The following is a 20,957-nucleotide window of genomic DNA, read 5'->3' as shown; positions in this document are numbered from 1 at the left end:
CCCTGTTGAATCTATCCTCCGTGGTCGAGGATTTTTATGCCTCGTACACTCATTTGCTGGACTCGCTTGCATTGCAGGCGGGTCAGCAAATTGTCGTTGCACTCGGTGGCGGAGCAGACTCTCAGTCCGTCCTCGATCTCACCCTGCGGTTTCGAGAAGACCATCCGCAGTATCGCTTTCTTGCCATCCATTTAGACCATTTTTTCCATCCAGACTCGCCTGAGTGGGCTGAATTCCTTCGCCACGAATGCGAACGCGTATCGATCGATGCGATTGTCGAGCCTTTGAAAGTTCCGCAGGGCGCACGACAGAGCAAAGAAGAGCAAGGGCGGCTAGCGCGTTATCAACGCATGGCCGAGTTAACCGAACCGGATGCAGTCATTCTGTTGGGGCAACATCGAACAGATCAAGTTGAGACGTTCTTGCTCCAAATGCGTCGTGGTGCGGGGCCTAAGGGCCTTGCTGCAATGGCTTCCGTCTCCGAGCTGCGTACTCGACTACCGCAAGCTTCATCCGCCTGTGAACGTCGGTTGGTCCGCCCACTGCTGGCACACACCAAGGCAGAGATTTATCATTATGCGAATGCGCGCGGTTTGCGTTGGATTGAAGATGAGACCAATACGGATACGCAAATTGATCGCAATTTTATGCGTCATGAAATCCTTCCCGTGCTTGAGAAGCGTTGGCCGACGGTACAATCAACGATTGCGCGCTCTGCCGCGCTCTGTGCGGAGCAGGATGCACTTCTCGAGCGTTTATTGCGGCCCTTTCTTGAGCGGCGCGTGTTACCGGAAGGTTTTTATTTAGGGACCGACTGGTGGGATGTTGAGCCGATGCTGCAACGTGCGCTGTTGCGCGGCTGGTTTGAAATCCAAGGCGTTCAGCTGCCGTCCCACCGCATCCTTTTAGAACTTCAACAACAAGTTCAGCGGAGTAAAGGCGGTCGCCGTGTGCGGATTCGTTGGGGTGCGGTTGAAGTCATTCGTCAACAAAAATGGCTGCGAATGCTGCCTTTGAGTAACGAATAACGTAACAAAAGTAAGCTTTATTCGCACACTCGGACACATACGCTTACACTTTCGTGACAAGAATGCACAAATATTCTGCAATTAGTACGATGACGGACGGATCTAAACGCGGGATAATAAGGTATTCAACGGCATGTTATTCCCATAACAATAATTAGTTACTTGCAGGACACCTTCATGGCGAGCAGATCCAGAAGTATTTTTCTTCCCATTGCGTTAATCCTTGGAGCAATTTTAATTGTTGTGGCGCTTGTAATGATGCGGCCTGCGCCTGATCGAACGCCCATGCAGCGTCTTCCACCTCTGGTGGAATATATTCCGGTCCAATTTGATACCGTGCAATTTGAAGTGCCTGCACAAGGGAATGTTAGCCCTCGGTACACGACACAAATCACGACTGAGATCAGCGGTCGTATTGCTTGGCTCTCGCCAAAATTAGTCGCAGGCGGCTTTTTCGATGCGGGTGAAGTCATGTTACGCATTGAGGATTTCGATTACCAAACTGCATTGGAAGAAGCGAAAGCGAATGTGGCTCGTGCCCAGGCGATGGTCGCTGAAGAGCGCGCACGTGGTCAGGTTGCAGAAGCTGAGTGGCGCTCCATTCAAGCTGGTGAAGTTCCTGAGCTTGGTTTGCGTCGTCCACAATTAGCGAGTGAGTTGGCCAATTTACAGAGCGCAGAAGCGCGTCTAGCTCAAGCGCGTCGCAATGTTGAGCGCACTGAGGTGAGGGCGCCGTTCTCTGGCGTACTCCAAAACCGTCATGTCAATCTAGGACAATTCGTGTCCGTGAATGCAAATATTGGCACACTGATGGGGACAGATGTGGCGGAAATTCGCCTTCCATTGACGGATTTCGATCTCTCGTTACTCGATGTTCCCGTTGCGACAGCGGAGGAGTTCCCTGGTCCGCGCGTTCGTCTGCGGGCTGAAGTTGCTGGGCGCACCCACGAGTGGGAAGGTTCTCTCGTGCGGACCGAAGGAATGGTCGATATGGGAACCCGAGTGACATTTGCTGTCGTGCGCGTGGATGATCCATATAACCGCCGTGCTGACTTGCATCCGGTTCCTCTTACATTTGGTCGCTTTGTTCGGGCTTTCGTGCAAGGCATTGAAGTGGCCAAGTTAGCCCAAGTGCCGCGCTACGCTGTGAACTCGAATCGCCAAGTGTGGGTTATCACGGACGATCGCGTGCTCGAGCTGCGCTCCGTTGAGCTTTACCGACTCGACCGAGATCACGCCTACATCCAAGCTGGTCTCGAGACGGGTGAACGTGTGCTGCTGACACAACTAGACACTCCGTTACCGGGCATGTCAGTGCGTATCCCTGATGATATTGAACCGCGTGACCGTGAGCGTTCACGGACAGAGAACAATGAGGCCATTGCGGTTGATGCTGGAGGCGATTCCTAATGGAAGCCCGTGAGACCGGTATTATTGCTTGGTTCACCCGCAACCGAGTAGCCGCCAATTTATTGATGTTCCTCATTATCATTGCGGGCGTTGTATCTATTTTTACGATTCGCAAACAAATGTTCCCGACCATTGAACCAAATACCATTATGGTTCGAGTGATTTACCCGGGAGCGGCTCCGCAGGAAGTGGAGCAGGGCGTCATTGTCCGCATTGAAGATGCCATCGACGAGATCGAGGGAATTCGGGCAATTCGCAGTACCTCTCGGGAGGGAATGGGCACGGTCACAATTGAAGTCGCTTCGGGATATGAAACTCAAGAGGTGATGGATGAAGTTCGTATGAACGTGGACAGCATCGCGAGTTTCCCTGCACAAATTGAACCGCCATTGGTCTACCGCATGCGACCACAACAAGCGGTAATTTGGGTTTCAATTTTTGGTGACATTGATGAGCGTTCTCGGAAGAACTTGGCGAAATCGGTACGCGATGACATTCGCAGTTTACGGGGCATTAGTCGCGCGACTGTGGTTGGTGCGCGCAACGATGAGATTGCGATTGAAATTTCTGAGCATGATTTGCGTCAGTTTGGTCTGACCTTCAATGATGTGGTGCAAGCGGTCCGCGGCACCTCGATTGATGTTCCCGGTGGATCCATTCGGACGCCAAATGGCGACATTCTTTTGCGTGCCAAAGGGCAAGGTTATACCGGCCGTGATTTCGAGGATATCATCCTGCTGCGTCGTGACGACGGAACGCGGTTGCGACTTGGGGATATCGCGGTGGTCAACGATGGCTTTGTCGAAAGCCGCGCGTTTGCTGAATTTGATGGCAGTCGGGCGACTTTCGTTCGGGTTGACGTGGTCGGTGATCAGGACGAGCTCGCAGTGGCTCGAGCTGTGAAGGAATATGTCGACGCACGGCAGGACACGATGCCGCAAGGTGTGAACATTGCTTATTGGGGCGACCGGTCGTTTTACTTGCAGGGACGACTCGATCTCATGTTGAAAAACATGTATTTCGGGATTGCGTTGGTTTTTATTGCGCTGACGTTGTTCTTGCAATTACGGCTCGCTTTCTGGGTCATGATCGGTCTACCGGTGTGTTTCCTTGGCGCATTGGCCATGATGAACCTCAACATGTTTGATGTTTCCATCAATATGATTTCACTCTTTGGTTTTATATTGGTGCTGGGGATCGTGGTCGATGATGCGATTATCATTGGGGAGAGTGCCTACTCCGAAATAGAGAAGTATGGAAAATCTGAAGAGAACGTGATCCGAGGGGCCAAACGCGTAGCAGTGCCTGCGACCTTTGGCGTTTTGACAACCATAGTTGCGTTCATGCCGATGCTGTTTGTCGGGGGAACCCAGGCTCCTATCTGGGAATCCATCGCCTATGTGGTCATTTTCTGTCTTATTTTCTCACTCATTGAATCAAAGTGGATTCTGCCGGCCCACATCAATGGGATGAAGTATTCCAAAACTCCGGACGCTAAACAAAATCGATTCCAACGGTTCCGGAATACGTTTGCAGAAGGCTTAAAAGGTTTTGTCGAAAACCGCTACAAACCCTTTGCGGAGCTCTGCTTACGTCATCGCTACACGACGATTTCCGCGTTTATCGCGTTAATGATTATTATGTTTGGTTTGTTGGGCGGTGGTTTGGTTCGATTTGTGTTCTTCCCGAATCTCCCAAGTGACTTTATCCAGGCGAATCTTGAGATGCAGCCGGGAACCAACGAAGAACGGACCATCCAAAATCTCCGCTCCATTCGCGAAGTCATGTTGGCGATGAATGAGGAATATGAAGCGCAGTATGGTTCAAGTCTTGTTCGCCACGTCAACGTATTCCTGAACTCACCCGAGACTGGAACCATTTTTATCGAATTAGAAAAGAGTGAACGCCGCGAGATTGATGGCTTTGCGGTCATTAATGAGTGGCGGGAACGCACCCCGGAGATACCCGGTGCACGGGATCTCAATTTCTCGGCAAACTTCGGCCCAGGCGGTGGATATGACGTCGAATTTTTGCTGAGTGGAACGAACCTTGAGGAGCTAGCAGGTGCAGCACGAGCGCTACGAACTGAACTAGCGCAATATGGTGGGGTATTTGATATTACCGACACCTTCGGGATTGCGCGGGAAGAGGTCCAACTGAACCTATTACCGCAAGCCGATGCCCTCGGTCTCTCCCTGCAAGATGTTGCGCTTCAAGTGCGCCAAGCCTTCTTTGGGGCCGAGGCGCAGCGATTACCGCGCAATGATGAAGAAGTTCGGGTCATGATCCGCTACCCGCTCGAAGAGCGGCGCTCTATCGGTAACTTGGAAAGCATGATGATCCGAACAGCGGATGGTCGTGAGGTGCCGTTCCGGGAAGTGGCTGTGGCCCAAATGGGCGAAGGTTTTGGGACCATCAACCGAATTAATGGCGTCCGGGCGGTCACCGTGCGAGCCCGTGTTGACAAAGACCGAGTCGAACCGGGTGTGATTGTCCGCGATATTCGCGATAACTACTTACCTGAGATTCTTGAGAATTATCCAAACGTCCGGTTTGGTCTTGAGGGGGCTAGTCTTGAGCAAGCGCAAGCATTGGTCGCGTTAGCATGGGGAGCTCTCGCTGCACTGGTTGGTATTTATGTACTGATGGCGATTCCGTTGAAATCGTATTTGCAACCGTTGCTGATTATGTCGGTGATTCCGTTTGGGGTGATCGGTGCGATTTTCGGACACTTCGTGCTGGGCATGCCACTCAGTCTCTTGAGTCTCTTCGGTATCATTGCGCTCGCTGGTGTGGTGGTGAATGACAGTCTAATTTTGGTGGATTACGTCAATAAAACTAAATCGGAATTTAAAGACCTACGAGAGGCCGTGGTCAATGCGGGAGCTGCTCGTTTTAGGGCAATTGTGTTGACCTCTTTAACGACTTTCTTAGGCCTCACGCCGATCGTTCTCGAACGTAGCTTGCAAGCTCAGATGGTGATTCCTATGGCGGTTTCATTGGCCTTTGGGATCTTGTTTGCGACCGTGATTACCTTGCTTCTCATTCCGTGTTTGTACCTCGTTCAAAATGACTTCAAACAGTTATTTGGATTGGGTCGCAAAGAGGTCTTGTCGAAGGAAGAGTTCGCGGAACTCAAAGCGCAAGGGAACAATGGGTAGATTCGACGTGAATCTTTCGTGAAGAAAGGGGCGTTGCCCCTTTTTTCTTGGTGGAAAAAAGCTACACTAAACGCCTACTTAACTATTCTTCTTGGCGCACTTGAAGGTGTTCAACCATGCTAAACATTCCCCTGTTGGATATCGTCGCTTTTATCTGGTTCCTATTTTTTTGGATCGGATACTCCTTGTTTGCGCGGCGAAAAGCCAAAACGCAACACAGCCTCTCCAGTATTCTTTGCACGCTTCGGGTTGAGTGGATGAATGCGGTCGTACATAAAGAGCATCACATTGCAGACGCTGCGCTCGTTGGGAATGTGGAACGAACCGTAACTTTCTTTGCCTCCTCGACAATTTTCGTGCTCGCGGGTGTTTTGACTGTGATTGCATCGAACGACGCATTCGTTCGCGTCTTGGAACAAATTCCGTTTACGGCGGAGCAATCGCATGGCTTGGTGCTTCTCAAATTAGCGGGAATCGCGGGCATCATGGTGTTTGCTTTCTTCAAATTTACCTGGGCCGTTCGACAATTTGGTTTTGTTTCCATTCTTTTAGGGATGGCACCGTCTATCTCCCGACCAACCGTTGAAAAAGAACAACGTGAGGCGTTCTCGCTGAATGCAGCGAAAGTGTTGGATCAGGCGGGTCACGAATATAACTATGGGTTGAGAGCCTATTATTTTGCACTCGCCTATTTGTGTTGGTTTGTGAGTCCTTGGCTGCTGATGCTTTCGAGTGTGATTGTCGTGGCTGTCCTGTATCGCCGCGAGTACAATTCGCGCGTTTTGCGTGCGCTTCTTGCCACACACGGCTACGAGCCAGGGCCGAAGCAAAAAGGCGATTTATAACGTATACGAGGTTTATGGTGTGTCTGAAGTGATGACAGAAGTGCCTGCGGGTAATTTTTTAGCGTTCACGCGAACCCATGAATGGGGTGTGGCGATCCACGCGAAACAAATCCTTCCCAATGGTGTCACGGTCGAAGTGTGGGATAGCGGTGTTATCGTGTTCACACCGCTGAACGATACGTCACTCGATCTTGTCTTGAGTTGCGCTGTGCACGGGGATGAGACGGCGCCAATTGAGATTGTCGATGAGTTAATTGAGGCAATTCGAACAGGTGAGCTCGTCCCAACCTGCCGCGTGATGTTTCTTATTGCTAATCCAGCTGCTATGAATATCGGTGAGCGATTCGTTGAAGAAAACATGAATCGCTTGTTTTCAGGTGCTCATAGCCGTGGAGAGGGATTGATTAATCGCGAGCGAGAGCGTGCAAAACAGCTCGAAATATACATGGATCGGTTTTTCAATTCTTCTCGCGCAGCTTCAGAACCACGGGAACGAATCCATTACGATATGCATACGGCTATTCGGGACTCGGCACACGAAAAATTTGCGGTGTATCCGTTTCAAGATGGACGCCCTTATTCCAAGCGACAGCTGCAACTCCTCAAACAAATGGATGTGCCAGTTATCCTGTTAAATGACGGCCCTACGACGACTTTCTCCTATTTTTCTGTGAATCGCTTTCGAGCGCACGGATTTACGGTGGAACTTGGTAAAGTGCGTCCGTTTGGTCAAAACGACATGACGCGTTTTGCGAAAACAAAGAATCAACTCAAGCGGCTCATAACCCAAGGGGCTGAAGTGGATGGAAGCTTTGTCGCCGGTGACTACCACGTATATCAGGTGCTACGGAGCATCAATCGAACCCAAGCGGATTTTTCTCTGAACTTTCCAGACGATGTTGCGAACTTCACGTCTTTCGCAAAAGGCGATGTCCTCGCCCGAGATGGCGATATCGTCTATCAAGCCGAGCAGGAGGGAGAGTCCATTATTTTCCCGAATGCGAAGGTCGCCCTCGGTCAGCGTGCACTATTGACAGTGACTGCGATTCCCGCAGATACATTGAATCTGGTCTGAACAGATTAACGCGTGGCGCTATAAACTTGGCTGTACACTATGGTGCACAGGCGTTCCCATGCGTTCAAAGGCGTTGCAATTCGGTTGTATCGTCTCGTGTACGCACAAGGTAAAATAGAAGCAGATGATGGCCCGGAAGATATTTGCAACGACGTTTACGTAAAGGTAAAGTTGGCGAAACAAATTTAAGGTTTGGGTGGACGTGCGTGCTCACCGGAACCATGATAAAAATCTAAATCCAGAACTGAGCTGACGATGGTCAGTACACGAGAGAAAGCTATGGCTAAGCAAATGGCAAAGGACCCGCAAAAAACTGCGGTCACGACCGAGCTTCAGGTCATTCCAGCAAATGCGCTGGATATCCCGATGTTCCAAGTCTTGAAAGAGGACGGAACCGTCCATAAAGGCGCCAAACTGCCTAAGATTGAGAAAGATTTGGCATTGAAAATGTTCAGCACGATGCAGTTCATTCGCGTATTGGATGAGCGTATGATTGCTGCCCAACGGCAAGGACGGATTAGCTTCTATCTATCTTCACTGGGCGAGGAGGCAGCAGCGATCGGCTCTGCTGCAGCGTTGCAGTTCGAAGACATGATTATGGGACAATACCGTGAACAAGGTGCGCTCGCCTTTCGCGGTTTTACCATTGAACAGTTTATGAATCAGCTGTTCTCGAACGCCAAAGATTTAGGCAAAGGACGTCAGATGCCGGTGCATTATGGCTGCGCCGCACTGAACTTTATGACCATCTCTTCGCCTTTGGGCACCCAAATTCCCCAAGCCACTGGGTACGCATTTGGTCAAAAGCAAAGTGGCGACAAGACGTGTACGCTTTGCTACTTCGGGGAAGGGGCTGCGTCAGAGGGCGATTTCCACGCAGGCCTTAATATGGCAGCAGTGTTTAAAGTACCGGTGATTTTCTTCTGTCGGAATAATGGCTATGCCATCTCGACGCCAGCCGTTGAACAATTTGCTGGCGACGGTATTGCGCCGCGCGCCACCGGTTACGGTATGAAAGCGATTCGCGTTGACGGTAACGATATCTTTGCGGTCTATGCGGCGACCCAAGAGGCGCGTCGTTTAGCGGTGGAAGAGAATGAACCGGTGTTGATTGAAGCGATGTCGTACCGGATGGCGGGTCACTCGACCTCGGATGATCCAACAGGTTACCGTACGCGAGAAGAAGAAGAGGCGCGGCGTGTACGCGAGCCGATGATTCGGTTCCGCAATTGGTTGGTTAAGAAAGGCTGGATTACCGAAGATGAGGCTGATGCACAATATCAAGCCCATAAAGAGACAGTGCTTGCGGCATTGAAAGATGCTGAAAAGGTTCCAGTTCCCCACGTAGATGAGATCATCAACGACGTGTACGATGCACCGACGGATGCTTTGAAAGCGCAGCTTGAAGAACTCAAAGCACACATTAAAAAATATCCAGATGCGTATCCAAAAACGTCAGGGGGCGTGCAGTAATGGCCAAGATGAATTTACTCCAAGCCATCAACAGTGCCCTTGATGTGGCGATGGCAAAAAATGACAAAGTATCGGTGTTCGGGGAGGATGTGGGGCATTTCGGTGGCGTGTTTCGTGCGACCAGTGGTCTGCAAGAAAAGTATGGCCGCCATCGCTGCTTTAACACACCATTGGTTGAGCAAGGGATCATTGGTTTTGCCAACGGTTTAGCATCGCAAGGGAGCTTCCCGATCGCTGAGATTCAGTTCGGTGACTATATTTTCCCAGCGTTTGACCAAATCGTGAATGAAACTGCGAAGTTTCGCTACCGCTCAGGAAATGAGTTCAATGTCGGTGGTTTAACCATCCGAACTCCTTACGGTGGTGGAATTCACGGTGGTCATTATCATTCACAATCACCGGAAGCCTATTTTGCGCATACGCCCGGCTTGAAGATTGTTATTCCTCGGAATCCATACCAAGCAAAAGGCCTGTTGTTAAGTGCTATTTTTGATCCAAACCCAGTGCTCTTTATGGAGCCAAAGCGTTTGTATCGTGCCGCAGTGGGCGAGGTTCCCGAAGAGGAATACACCATTCCGCTTGGAAAAGCTGAAGTCGTACAAGATGGCAGTGACGTTACCGTGGTGGGTTGGGGTGCTCAGATTGAAGTGATCGAGCGAGCCGCTGAGTTGGCTGCGAAAGATGGGGTGAGCGTTGAAATCGTCGACCTCCGCAGCATCCTTCCTTGGGATGTCGACACCGTTGCAAAATCAGTGATGAAAACTGGCCGTCTTGTCGTAAGCCAAGAAGCACCCCACACGATGGCTTTCGGTAGTGAGGTCGCAGCGACTATTCAAGAGCGCTGCTTCCTATACCTTGAGTCACCTGTGATGCGTGCCTCTGGACTGGATACTCCGTATCCGCTGGCACATGAGAAGGAATACTTCTCGGATCACCTGAAGACCTATGAAATGATCAAACGGTCACTGGATTATTAAGAGGAACGCACATGAGTACGGATTTCATTTTACCGGATATCGGCGAAGGTATCGTTGAGTGTGAAATCGTCGAATGGCAGGTCCAGGAAGGCGATTCAGTGAAAGAGGATCAGGTCGTTGTCGAAGTGATGACCGATAAGGCGGTGGTCGAGATCCCGGCGAAATTCGATGGGACCGTCACGAAGCTTTATTATGCCAAGGGTGATATCGCGAAAGTGGGTGAGCCATTATTCGCCATTGATGCTGAAGGCGAAGCGGCGGCCGCAGCGCCAAAACAAGCGGAGAGTAAGCCACAACCCGTAAAACCAGCAGATTCGGCACCGGAAGAGATCAAGCAGGTTACGTCGAATGCGGGATCTGCCGCCCTGAGCGATTTTATTCTGCCGGATATTGGTGAAGGCATTGTTGAGTGCGAAATCGTTGAATGGCGAGTTGCCGAGGGTGATTCGGTCGTTGAAGACGAAGTAGTCGTTGAAGTGATGACCGATAAGGCGGTGGTTGAGATTCCAGCGAAGTCCGATGGAACCGTCGCAAAATTGTATTATGCGAAAGGCGAGATTGCGAAAGTAGGCGAACCTTTATTTGCATTGGCTGAAGCGGGTGCTGGTGCTGGAGGAACGTCAACTACTACACCATCAGCGGAAGCGGTTAAGAAAAGCGAGACCGCTGAATCAACCCAGCGGGAGGCCGATACAGCGCGTGCCGCAGGCGGTCAGTATGAGGCGCCGCAAGCGGCGGCACCCGGCAAAGTTCTGGCGAGCCCAGCCGTGCGTCGACGTGCACGTGAGCAGAGTATTGATCTCACGCAAGTCCAAGGTTCTGGTAAGAAAGGCCGGATTCTAAAAGAAGATCTGAAAACCTCCAATGCACCTGTTGCCTCACAGGCGGAGGCCACGTCCTCGAAGCCCGTGGCGAAATCAGGTGGTACTCGGACGGAGCCGATGCGTGGGGTTCGAGCAGCGATGGCGCGTCAAATGGCCGAGTCGGTTCGTACCATTCCGCATTTTACCTATGCTGAGGAATTTGACCTTACAGAATTGCGTACGCTTCATGCGCGCATGAAGGCCCAATACGCGGAGCAGGGTGTGCGTCTGACCCTTATGCCATTCTTTATTAAGGCTCTGTCGCTCGCACTGACTGAGTTCCCGATTCTCAATGCTCAGCTAAACGACGAAGGAACTGAGATTACCTATTTTGATGACCACAACATCGGCATGGCCGTGGCCACCAAGGTTGGCTTAATGGTCCCGAATATCAAACAGGTGAATCAAAAATCACTACTTGAAGTGGCCGAGGAAGTGAACCGTTTAACTGCTGCTGCCCGGGAAGGAAAAGTAGCTCAAGCCGATATGAAAGGTGGCACCATTACCATCTCGAATATCGGAGTGGTCGGTGGGACGGTAACAACGCCTATTATCAATAAACCAGAAGCGGCCATTGTGGCTCTTGGAAAAGTGCAGACATTGCCACGCTTCGCGGCCGATGGGTCAGTCGTGGGGCGGGACATCATGACCGCGAGCTGGTCGGGCGACCATCGGTTTATTGATGGGGCAACCATTGCCAACTTCAACAAGCGCTGGCAGACCTTCCTAGAGGACCCCGTCCAGATGCTCACTGTAATGCGCTAAACACAGCGGCTCATCCGCATTCAGGCGATGTGTTTAGAATAAGAAAAGCCAAGGCGCAAAGCGCCTTGGCTTTTTGTTATCTTTGCTCGGATTATCGAAATATAAGTCTATTCAGCTTTCTCGTAATGCACTTGGCAAAATGGCGTTTGTGCATCGTGGTCGCAGACAAGCGCGATATCTTCATCGAAGAAGGCAATTTCAGCACAGCGCTGGTTGTAACGGGTAAAGCGCTCCTGGGTGACGTTGTCATCTGAAAGCATGGCTTGTGACTCGATATTGCACCATTCGAGCTCATCAAATGCCCGAAACGGGCTGAAGTTGGCTTCTTGTTGTGGAACGGGACCACCGCCCGTGCGAATACACGTATCCCACTGGTGCGTGTTTTCGAGCATCAGTGCGCGCATGCCATTGCGGACCGAACCGTATACGCCCGCGAGACGACGCTCTTCAAATACTATCGCTTTATTTGCGAAGTCGAGGAATGTTGCTTCTGCTTGGTCGGGGTCCTCGTAAGCACGGTTTTGCGCTGCTTGTTCGAATACGCGATACATATCTTGCCGCATTTGCTGTAGGCGAGCATCAGAAATAGCGCCTGCCATTTCCGCTTCTTCAAGAATTTGTGCGTATTCTTGATTGAAAGATTGGCAACGCTGATCGCGCTCGGCAAACAGGGTGCGACCGGGATCATTGGTGTGCATTGGAGCGACAAAGTTGTAGTCAGTGATCATGCTGACACACCAAAAATTAAACTGAGATTGATTGCAGTGTTCGGCAACTGCGGGCGCTAAAAGAAGCCCAAATCCACCTGAAAAACTACAAGTGTCGTACTCAAGGAATTCATCAGCGGAGTGTCGACTTGCAATCTGCTCCCAAGCTTCGTACATGGAAACCATGCGAGTCAGTGTCCGAATATGGCCGGGGCTGTCGCCCGCTTGCGCGTCCATATCTCGGATCATATCGGCTAATTCATTCATGGCAATACCGCCCAGAATGTAGGGCTGTGCCGCTTGTGCTTCTTGAACACAAGCAAGTGTATGCTGAGAACGCTGCGCATCGGTAAATTGTTGTGCCGAAGCAGACGCGCTAAATGTCGTCGCAAGAATGCCGCTTGCGACGATTGTAGCCATAAGTAAACGGCTACGAGATGGGAACATCATGGAATAAACTCCTTTTGCGTTCATTTTTATTTTTTTAAATGTGATGGACATGTTATGGATTCGTTTTTGCTTCAATTAGTTCACGGACCGGTCGAAAACTTTTCCGGTGAATCGGCGAAATACCGTGTGTGCGAAGTGCTTCGAGGTGAGCTACCGTTGGATAGGCTTTGTGTTTCGCAAAGTCGTAGTGTGGGAAGTGCTGATGCCACAGTAACATTTGGCGATCGCGTTCAACCTTGGCAAGAATCGAAGCGGCCCCGATCGTCGCCTCCGTTGCATCACCTTGAATAACGGCCTGTGCTGGAATCGATAATTTGGGCGCGCGGTTGCCGTCAATTAATGCTTTGCTTGGGGCAACCGGTAAGGCCTCAATGGCACGCTTCATGGCGAGTAACGACGCTTGCAAGATATTGAGCTCGTCAATTTCTTCTGGATCACACTGAGCAATGGCCCAACAGTATGCTTTCGATTTGATTTCTTCGCTCAACCGTTCGCGTTTCTTTTCGCTCAGTTTCTTGGAATCTTTGATTCCTTCGATGGGTTGCTCCGGGTGAAGTATCACCGCAGCGGCAACCACTGGGCCTGCGATTGGGCCGCGACCTGCTTCATCCGCTCCGCAGATCAGAAGTTCGGCCGATAAGACCGGGAGGGTTTCAACGTTCATTCCCCGCATTGGCCCATTCGCAACACTCATGCGCAACATGCCTTCTCAATTAATGCGCGAATTTTCTGCTGTGCGGGCAGAACCTCGGCTAGCGTAATAAACTCATCCGGTTGATGGGCTTGGCGGATGGAGCCTGGGCCCATCACAATGGTTTCACAACCAAGATCATGAATAAAAGGGGCCTCAGTGCAATAGTTTGCAGGCTCGGCCGTGTGGCCGCTGATCGCCTCCGCCATACGGACCAAAGCGGCATCTGCGGGGGTCGCATAGCCGGGTATCGGTTCGTGCATTGCAACGACTTGTAGAGCCCCAGCGTACTGCTCACGAATTGGCGCAAGGCATTCATGGAGCATTTCGTTGAGAGTATTCACATGCATTCCTGGAAGGGGCCGCATATCCATGTGTAACTCACAGCAGGCACAAATTCGGTTCGCAGCATCGCCACCGTGAATATGTCCGAAATTTAATGTGGGGTAAGGTACTTCAAAAGCCGGCTCGTGGAATTTATCTTTGAACGTTTGTTCCAGGTGTTTCAAACGACCAATCACATCATGCATGATGTTGATTGCGTTGAGACCTGCGGCTGGATTGGAACTGTGTCCCGAACGTCCGGTGATTCGAATGCAGTCTGTCGTGTGACCCTTGTGCATGCGGACTGGAACCATACTGGTTGGTTCGCCGATCACAGCATAATCTGGACGAAGGTCGGCAAATCGGCGCAGTTCCCGAGCGCCCGCCATCGTGGTTTCTTCATCTGCGGTGGCGAGAATTCGCAACGGCTTGGTGAGTCGACGCATATCAAGATCACGGATGGCTTCGATGACAAAGGCAAAAAAGCCCTTCATATCCGCGCTGCCCAATCCATAGAGCTTATTATCCGCTTCGGTGAGTGTGAACGGATCGCGTGTCCAACGGCCTTCGTCCCAAGGAACTGTATCGGTATGTCCAGCGAGCAGAAGTCCACCATCGGTCACGCCGTTGGGCGGATTCATGGTAGCCAATAGATTAAACTTCCCAGCTTGTCGTTCAAGCTCTTGAATTTCAACGTGAAAACCAAGTGTTTTTAACCAGTCTCCAAGCAGTTCGATCACCTGACGATTGGAGATATCCCAATTGGGTTCTAAGCATGATACGGAAGGGGCTGCTATCAGCTGCCGATACATCTCTAAAAAACCAGGAGGGGTGGACGACGCCATAAAAAACTCCGTTCAAAATAACGTCGTTCATCCTACCATGCTTCGCTATCTGAAGGGAGTGCTGGTTGAGGCTGCGAACGAAAAACGCCCAGAGATTATCTGGGCGTTTGGCGGGGGTTCAGCGGGAAGGTTAACCCGCGGGATAGACGTAGTTTGCTTGCACGCCGAGTGGGATTCCCAACGCCCAGTAGAGCAATAGGAATGCGGTCCAAATAATACCGAGGGCGACACTGTATGGAAGCATCATGGAAACGAGGGTTCCGATTCCAGTGTTCTTCACATATCGCTGACAGTAAACCACTACAAGCGGGAAGTACGGCAGCAGTGGGGTAATGATGTTACTTACAGAATCACCGACCCGGTAAGCCGCCTGTGTTAAGTCAGGTGAGATCCCCAGTTGCATCAGCATGGGGACGAAAATGGGTGAAATGAGCAACCATTTTGCACTTGCTGAGCCGACAAACAAGTTAATTACCGCGACCAAGAAGACGATACCAACCAAGGTGACGGGTCCTGGGACTGCAAGTGACTGGAGGAAATTTGCACCTTTCATGGCCAACAGAATACCGAGATTCGAATCACCAAAGGCTTTGATAAAGAGCGCACAGAAAAAGGCCATGACCAGGTAGTAGGCCATGGTTTCCATGGTCTTGGACATCGCCATAATGACATCTTTGGACTGCTGGAAGGTGCCCGCAACATATCCGTGGACGATGCCTGGAAGCCAGAACAACAAGAAGATGATAGGCACAATGGACTGCATCAAAGGCGCGTCAAAGGCGGCAATATCACCCTCAGGGTTGCGCAATGCCGAAGTTTCTGGCCACACCGCAAGAACGAGGAGGACAATTCCACCAATCATGGTGAGACCACCAGCGGTAAATGCTTTGCGATCGCGCGCATTCACTTCCTCAATTTGAGGCATTTCTTCCGGATCGCCGTCAACTTCGGTTCCCTTTAGACGTGGCTCGATAACACGATCCGTCAGATACCAACCGACTAACACCACGACCAAGGTTGATGCTGCGGTGAAGTACCAGTTGTTCAAAGGGTTTAGAAGAATATTTGGGTCATAAAGACGCGCTGCTTCTTGCGTAATCCCCTGTAACATTGGATCGATGGCGCTTGGGACAAAGTTGGCACTAAAGCCACCGGATACACCCGCAAATGCAGCCGCGATCCCTGCTAGAGGATGTCGGCCCGCCGCGTAGAAGATGATGCCCCCGAGCGGAATCACCAACACATATCCCGCATCGACCGCTGTGTGGCTGACGATCGCCACTAGAATCAAAATAGGCGTAAGGAGGAATTTCGCAGTGTTATTCAGGAGTAGCTTAATTCCTACATTGATAAAGCCACTGCGTTCAGCAACCCCGATACCAAGCATCGCAACTAACACCACCCCGAGTGGGGCGAATGATGTAAAGGTTACGACCATGGTCGCTAAGAAGTTCGCGAGCGCATCAGGCGCAAGCAAATTGTTGATCACAACCGGAGCACCGGAGCGTGGATCGATTTCGCTATATGAAAATTGGGCAAAAATCAGGCTCAAAAACCACACAATGACCAGCAGGCCGGCGAACATCACGGCCGGGTCGGGTAGTTTATTTCCAATGACTTCGACTTTATTGAGGATGCGGTTGAGCAAACCGCTCTCAGCTGGAGAGGCGTCTTTCTGTGCGCTCATAAATGTATTTCCCCGTGGTTATCCACTGTTTTTATCATGGTGTGTATCGTAGTAAATGCGTTGAAAACCGAGTAAGCATACATGGTTCATTGGTATTTGGATAGTTTGAGAATTCACCGTTTTTTAACGTTGATATTCGTGACATGGTCGAACAATGCTTCGCATTGAGGCGGTTTTCGGTAAGATAGGGTCAAAAGCCGTCATATGAGCACATCGAGCTCAGATGGAAATTACTTCGATTGATAACAGGAAGTCTCTTTATGAACATGAGAACCCTCTCGCTTGCACTTGCGACCATTCTGACGAGCACGTGGAGTTTAAGTGCGTTAGCAGTTGATCAACGCAATGTTCGCGTTCACGCAGTTGACGCGCAAAACGAATTGGTCCAGATAAAAGATACCTTGCACGTTCAACAGGTGCGGGACAGCTTGGTTCAGCCGTGGCTGTTCTATTTTCAGGAAGAGGGCTCCGCACTTCGTTCCGCTGAAAGCGCTCCTGCGCATGTATTGCGTGTTCCACTACGGGTTGACCGTTTCACTCAAGGAAAACTCGAACTCAAATCTCTCGAGCAGGTCACCGCATACCTTAATGGGCAGCGGATCAATCTCTCCGGAAATCAGTTGGAACTGAATTTACAGACCGGTGATCACAAATTGGTACTGCTGGTTGAAGGCGTTACGGATTGGTCTTCGGTTGATTTCGATTGGACTGGTAAAGCAGAACACGATGTCATTGACAGCGCATGGCCGGCACAATGGCGTCTCTCTGCACAACAAATGTTCGATGCGCCGACTGTCAGTGGTCTCGACCTGTCAGCAGACGGCCGATATCTGGTATGGCGAGAGAACCGTTACACTCCAGCCACTGGAAATACGGCCCAGACTACGCTTGTAGTGCACGACCTTGAGAACAATCGCATTGCGTTTCGCTTTACGGATACCAGTGCAGGGCAGTTTGCGTGGCACCCCACTGATCATAAGTTAGCTTATGTGAGTGGTGGGAAGGTGCAGGTCCTGAATTTAGATGACTTGAACCACTATGAAGTCTCGGCAGATCTCAACGGATTGCAAGGACTCCGTTGGCTAAACGATACGCACTTGGTTTTTAACTGGCGCAAATCCGGTGAGCCTGACAATGATCTGAGCAAGCGATATCAGGCGCTCGAAGATCGCTGGAGCAGCTTCCGTGACAATAGCCAAGTGTTCTCACTGAATACCGAGACGAAAGCTTTACGGCAACTCACCTCAGCCGCGTCGTCCATTACATTACAGGATGTTCACACGTCAGGACACCGTATTTTGCTCTCGCAACGTCAAATCGACTACACGGCGCCGCCTCATTTTCGCGTGGATGTCTTCGAACTCGACTTACGAAATGGTGAGCGCCATGATTTCGGTCAACACCGGACGTTCAACACCGCTGTGTATGTGAATGATGATGTCTATATGGTTGCTGGGCCTGAGTTTGGAGACGGGGCTGGACGGGATCCAAGCTTGGCTGAAGATAAGTTGAGCAATAACTATGATGGTCAACTTTATCGAGTGCGTCGAGATGGAACCATTGAGGGCTTAAGCCGTTCGTTTGACCCCGCTATTAGCAGTGCACAGTCACTCGGTAATGGCGATTTACTGTTGCGTGTGACAGAGCGCGATGGAACACAGCTGTATCGATTCGATACGCGCCGCAGTCGGTTTATGCGAGTGAGCACTAACATTGAGGTGGTCGATCAAGTCACTGCTAGCCATGGCGCATTACCTCGCATTGTGTTTGCGGGAACACAGGTCACCGCACCGCAGAAAGTGGTGCAACTCGATGTGGCGGATGGACGGTTGCGCACCTTATGGGATAGCAAGGAGATTGCGTTCGCGCACAATGTGATCAAGCCAACCAAGGAATGGAACTTCACCAACGAGCACGGGGATACCATTGAAGGGCGAGTGTACTATCCGCCCAATTTCGATGAATCAAGCACGTACCCGGCCTTGGTCTACTATTATGGCGGTACGACGCCAGTCCAGCGAGCATTTACAGGACGCTATCCTTTTAATCAATGGGCCGCTCAGGGCTATATCGTTTATGTATTGCAGCCAACGGGCACCATTGGCTATGGTCAAGATTTCTCTGCGCGCCATGTGAATGCATGGGGCGAATATACAGCGGAAGATATCATTCAAGGCACCACAGAATTTTTAGAAGCGCATCCTTATGTAGATGCTGAACGGGTTGGACACCTTGGCGCAAGTTACGGTGGCTTTATGACTATGCTACTGGCCACCATGACCGACATCTATGCAGCATCGATGTCTCATGCAGGGATTAGTGCCATTACCTCTTATTGGGGACAAGGATGGTGGGGCTTCTTATATTCCGGTGAAGCGAGCAAGAACAGCTTCCCCTGGAACAATCGTGACCTCTATGTGGGGCAAAGCCCGGTATATCGCGCGGACCGCGTGACCAATCCGATGCTGTTGATTCACGGTGATGCTGATACCAACGTTCCTCCGGGCGAAAGCCATAATATGTATACGGCACTCAAGCTGCTTGGGAAAGATGTCGAACTTGTTGAGTACATGGGGCAGGATCACCATATTCTTGGCCGTGATGCGCGCTTCCATTGGTGGGATACCTACATGGCATTCTTCGATAAGCATTTGAAAGACCAGCCTGAATGGTGGAACTATTTGTACCCGGAGCGTGATTAAGTGCTCGCATTGCCACTGGAACGGCGTTATGTGCTGGGGCCTATTGGGGTCTCAGCACTTTTGTTTTTGATCTATGTGGTGCCGGACGCGTGGCGCTTTCAACTCACATTTGAGCGAGACTTGATTGAAGCGGGGGAGTACTGGCGGATTCTGACGGGGCAGTTAGTGCACCTCGATATCTCGCACCTAGTGCTCAATATTCTGGGTGTCTGGGTGATGTTCTTGTTGTTTGCTGAACATGCTCCACGTTGGCATTACGTTGCTGTTGTAACGCTCTTGGCACTCTTCAGCAATTTAGGGATGTTGTGGTTTGCCCCGGAAATCGATCGCTATGTCGGTTTTTCGGGTGTGTTATACGGTCTCTTCGCTTGGGGAGCCTTGCTGGATGTGTATAAAAAAGTGCGTTTTGGCTGGATTCTATTAATAGGGGTGCTCCTCAAGGTGACTTGGGAATATATTGCAGGACCCGTGGCACTTGGCGCTGCAAGTACAGCAAACCTCGCCACCGCAGCTCATTTCTTTGGTATGGTCGGCGGGCTGTTTGTCGCGGGTTGGCAAGTGAGTCGAAGTCGGATTAGGCGGTCTGATAAATCCGTGACGCTGGATTGAATAGCACCCAACTAGTAAGAATGTATTTGTCGTTCGATATGGGAACCCGCCCCCGGTGCGTGTGTGTGAAGTAAGCAGGCGCAATGACCATTCGTCCTTTTTTCGGCTGAATGCTCTTGTTCTGGTAGTAAAAGTCGGTCTCGCCACCTTCAGTCACGTCATTCAGATAGAACATGAACAATAGAGTACGATGTAGAGGTTCTGCCCCCTGAGGAGATGGGTAGTTTTCACAATGCCAATAATTGTAGTTGCCTTTGCCGGCCACATATTTTTGAGTTTGAATATCACCAATTCGGTAGAGATATTGAAGGTAAGCACCTTCATTACCCGCGGCCACCTCGTCAAAGTTCTCGTGAGTTAAGTTGATAGCTTCGCCTGTCTGCGGATGTCGAACTGTCATACCCACTGGAGCAATAAGCATAAACCGATACTTTTTGCAGTATTCCACTACGTGCCGGTACGTGACTTGCTGTATTTTTTTTAGCTGCGCCACGTACTCAGGGTGCCTATTCAGGTAAAGGTCTTCACTTATTTTCTTTTCAGAATCAAGCCCTCCGCCAGTTCGCCCAGCAACTCGATGACGGCTTTGGTCAAAGGTATCAATGAGCTGCCGGCAAAACGCTGGATCAAGCGCGTTGTCGATGATCTCAATAAAGTCAGTCATCAGTAGATTGCTGTCTCAATAGGCATGCAGACACCGTCACGCACAGTCACAGCTGGTTGTACGAGAACTTGGCAATCAGAGACCATTTGATGGATACGATTGAACTCACGACTTAAATCTGTGTATTGCTCAGCGAGCTTTATTAATTGAGCCTCATCTCGAACTCCTTGTTCAGAGTAGAGTAGAAAACGCTCTGGGCCGCCGCAAGGCTTCTCACCTATTGGCAACAATTTACATTGTTCAGGATGATCGGCACTTGCTGTTCCAAGTTGCATTCGCATTTGGCGGAGTAGTTGTTGCATGACTGCACTATCTTGCTCCATATCGCCAGTTAAAGATGTATTTTCAGTTTCCCGAACGGGCTCGTCGTACACGCGGGAGTTTTCTCCGGATGGACTAGTTTCCTGAGTAACTTGCTCATCAGAGATGTCGCGCTCTTGTGCGGTATCAGTTCTATCTGAGCAGGCTGCTAATACAGTTATGCATAACGCGCTCAATAGGGCTGAAAGGTGCGCTCTTGTCATGGATAATCTCCTTTCATGGAATAGAGTCTATGCTTCAGTAACGTTTAGAATCTACCACGATTTCCCATTCAAAAAACCCTTTTCGTTGGGGTACTTCGAAATAAAATCGACCGTGAGCCTCTCGGCGAGGCTGAGAATAAAAAAGGGGCCTTGCGGC

16 protein-coding genes are annotated in these 20,957 nt (G+C 50.6%); 10 read left to right on the top strand and 6 right to left on the bottom strand.

The window, feature by feature from the left end:
* Positions 1-5 precede the first annotated feature (5 nt).
* The 8 genes from tilS to CWE11_RS04235 all read left to right on the top strand — a co-directional run bounded on the left by tilS (position 6) and on the right by CWE11_RS04235 (position 11,597).
* Positions 6-1,028, top strand: a complete 1,023-nt coding sequence (gene tilS / locus CWE11_RS04270) for a tRNA lysidine(34) synthetase TilS (protein WP_126776375.1) — start codon at positions 6-8, stop codon at positions 1,026-1,028.
* Positions 1,029-1,205: 177 nt separating this feature from the next.
* Entirely contained in the window at positions 1,206-2,438 is a 1,233-nt protein-coding gene (locus tag CWE11_RS04265; protein WP_126776374.1) for an efflux RND transporter periplasmic adaptor subunit, read from the top strand.
* Positions 2,438-5,599, top strand: coding sequence for an efflux RND transporter permease subunit (locus CWE11_RS04260; protein ID WP_126776373.1), 3,162 nt, complete (start codon positions 2,438-2,440; stop codon positions 5,597-5,599). The genes CWE11_RS04265 and CWE11_RS04260 overlap by 1 nt, the downstream gene beginning before the upstream one ends.
* Before the next feature lie 116 nt (positions 5,600-5,715).
* Positions 5,716-6,444: a DUF599 domain-containing protein gene (locus CWE11_RS04255; protein ID WP_126776372.1), complete on the top strand. Its 729-nt coding sequence runs from the start codon at positions 5,716-5,718 to the stop codon at positions 6,442-6,444.
* Positions 6,445-6,475: 31 nt separating this feature from the next.
* Positions 6,476-7,519, top strand: coding sequence for a succinylglutamate desuccinylase (gene astE, locus CWE11_RS04250; RefSeq protein WP_126776545.1), 1,044 nt, complete (start codon positions 6,476-6,478; stop codon positions 7,517-7,519).
* Between the two features lie 279 nt (positions 7,520-7,798).
* A complete protein-coding gene (locus tag CWE11_RS04245; RefSeq protein WP_420808385.1) occupies positions 7,799-8,992 on the top strand; it encodes a thiamine pyrophosphate-dependent dehydrogenase E1 component subunit alpha in 1,194 nt (397 codons plus the stop codon).
* Complete coding sequence (locus tag CWE11_RS04240) at positions 8,992-9,969, top strand: transketolase C-terminal domain-containing protein (protein WP_126776371.1); 978 nt, start codon at positions 8,992-8,994, stop codon at positions 9,967-9,969. The genes CWE11_RS04245 and CWE11_RS04240 overlap by 1 nt, the downstream gene beginning before the upstream one ends.
* Positions 9,970-9,980: 11 nt before the next feature.
* Positions 9,981-11,597 (top strand): dihydrolipoyllysine-residue acetyltransferase, encoded by a 1,617-nt coding sequence (locus CWE11_RS04235; RefSeq protein ID WP_126776370.1) that lies wholly within the window; start codon positions 9,981-9,983, stop codon positions 11,595-11,597.
* Positions 11,598-11,704: 107 nt separating this feature from the next.
* On the opposite strand, the gene CWE11_RS04230 is transcribed toward CWE11_RS04235, so the two are convergent.
* The 4 genes from CWE11_RS04230 to CWE11_RS04215 all read right to left on the bottom strand — a co-directional run bounded on the left by CWE11_RS04230 (position 11,705) and on the right by CWE11_RS04215 (position 16,301).
* Positions 11,705-12,754, bottom strand: coding sequence for a hypothetical protein (locus CWE11_RS04230; protein ID WP_126776369.1), 1,050 nt, complete (start codon positions 12,752-12,754; stop codon positions 11,705-11,707).
* Between the two features lie 52 nt (positions 12,755-12,806).
* Entirely contained in the window at positions 12,807-13,418 is a 612-nt protein-coding gene (rnhB, locus tag CWE11_RS04225; protein ID WP_126776543.1) for a ribonuclease HII, read from the bottom strand.
* Positions 13,419-13,444: 26 nt separating this feature from the next.
* Positions 13,445-14,614: an acetylornithine deacetylase gene (gene argE / locus CWE11_RS04220; RefSeq protein WP_126776368.1), complete on the bottom strand. Its 1,170-nt coding sequence runs from the start codon at positions 14,612-14,614 to the stop codon at positions 13,445-13,447.
* Positions 14,615-14,744: 130 nt separating this feature from the next.
* Positions 14,745-16,301 carry an AbgT family transporter gene (locus CWE11_RS04215; RefSeq protein ID WP_126776367.1) on the bottom strand — a complete coding sequence of 519 codons (1,557 nt, stop codon included), beginning with the start codon at positions 16,299-16,301 and terminating at the stop codon, positions 14,745-14,747.
* A gap of 260 nt (positions 16,302-16,561) precedes the next feature.
* Between CWE11_RS04215 and CWE11_RS04210 the strand changes: the two genes are divergently transcribed.
* Positions 16,562-19,003 (top strand): alpha/beta hydrolase family protein, encoded by a 2,442-nt coding sequence (locus CWE11_RS04210; protein WP_126776366.1) that lies wholly within the window; start codon positions 16,562-16,564, stop codon positions 19,001-19,003.
* A complete protein-coding gene (gene rrtA, locus CWE11_RS04205; RefSeq protein WP_126776365.1) occupies positions 19,004-19,612 on the top strand; it encodes a rhombosortase in 609 nt (202 codons plus the stop codon).
* On the opposite strand, the gene CWE11_RS04200 is transcribed toward rrtA, so the two are convergent.
* Positions 19,578-20,276, bottom strand: a complete 699-nt coding sequence (locus tag CWE11_RS04200; RefSeq protein WP_126776364.1) for a 2OG-Fe(II) oxygenase — start codon at positions 20,274-20,276, stop codon at positions 19,578-19,580. The two genes, rrtA and CWE11_RS04200, sit on opposite strands and share 35 nt — an antisense overlap.
* Positions 20,276-20,800, bottom strand: a complete 525-nt coding sequence (locus CWE11_RS04195; protein WP_126776363.1) for a hypothetical protein — start codon at positions 20,798-20,800, stop codon at positions 20,276-20,278. The genes CWE11_RS04200 and CWE11_RS04195 overlap by 1 nt, the downstream gene beginning before the upstream one ends.
* Positions 20,801-20,957: the final 157 nt, after the last annotated feature.

This window comes from Aliidiomarina sanyensis (assembly GCF_003987175.1).
In the GTDB taxonomy this organism is placed as follows: Bacteria; Pseudomonadota; Gammaproteobacteria; order Enterobacterales; family Alteromonadaceae; genus Aliidiomarina; species Aliidiomarina sanyensis.
This window is presented reverse-complemented; position numbering and strand designations above follow the sequence as displayed.

Coding starts and splice junctions, on each gene's coding strand:
- CWE11_RS04255 (WP_126776372.1), top strand. CDS start 5,716: ATGCTAAACATTCCCCTGTTGGATATCGTCGCTTTTATCTGGTTCCTA.
- rnhB (WP_126776543.1), bottom strand. CDS start 13,418: ATGAACGTTGAAACCCTCCCGGTCTTATCGGCCGAACTTCTGATCTGC.
- CWE11_RS04235 (WP_126776370.1), top strand. CDS start 9,981: ATGAGTACGGATTTCATTTTACCGGATATCGGCGAAGGTATCGTTGAG.
- astE (WP_126776545.1), top strand. CDS start 6,476: ATGACAGAAGTGCCTGCGGGTAATTTTTTAGCGTTCACGCGAACCCAT.
- CWE11_RS04245 (WP_420808385.1), top strand. CDS start 7,799: ATGGCTAAGCAAATGGCAAAGGACCCGCAAAAAACTGCGGTCACGACC.
- CWE11_RS04195 (WP_126776363.1), bottom strand. CDS start 20,800: ATGACAAGAGCGCACCTTTCAGCCCTATTGAGCGCGTTATGCATAACT.
- CWE11_RS04260 (WP_126776373.1), top strand. CDS start 2,438: ATGGAAGCCCGTGAGACCGGTATTATTGCTTGGTTCACCCGCAACCGA.
- CWE11_RS04265 (WP_126776374.1), top strand. CDS start 1,206: ATGGCGAGCAGATCCAGAAGTATTTTTCTTCCCATTGCGTTAATCCTT.
- argE (WP_126776368.1), bottom strand. CDS start 14,614: ATGGCGTCGTCCACCCCTCCTGGTTTTTTAGAGATGTATCGGCAGCTG.
- CWE11_RS04215 (WP_126776367.1), bottom strand. CDS start 16,301: ATGAGCGCACAGAAAGACGCCTCTCCAGCTGAGAGCGGTTTGCTCAAC.
- CWE11_RS04210 (WP_126776366.1), top strand. CDS start 16,562: ATGAACATGAGAACCCTCTCGCTTGCACTTGCGACCATTCTGACGAGC.
- CWE11_RS04230 (WP_126776369.1), bottom strand. CDS start 12,754: ATGATGTTCCCATCTCGTAGCCGTTTACTTATGGCTACAATCGTCGCA.
- CWE11_RS04240 (WP_126776371.1), top strand. CDS start 8,992: ATGGCCAAGATGAATTTACTCCAAGCCATCAACAGTGCCCTTGATGTG.
- CWE11_RS04200 (WP_126776364.1), bottom strand. CDS start 20,276: ATGACTGACTTTATTGAGATCATCGACAACGCGCTTGATCCAGCGTTT.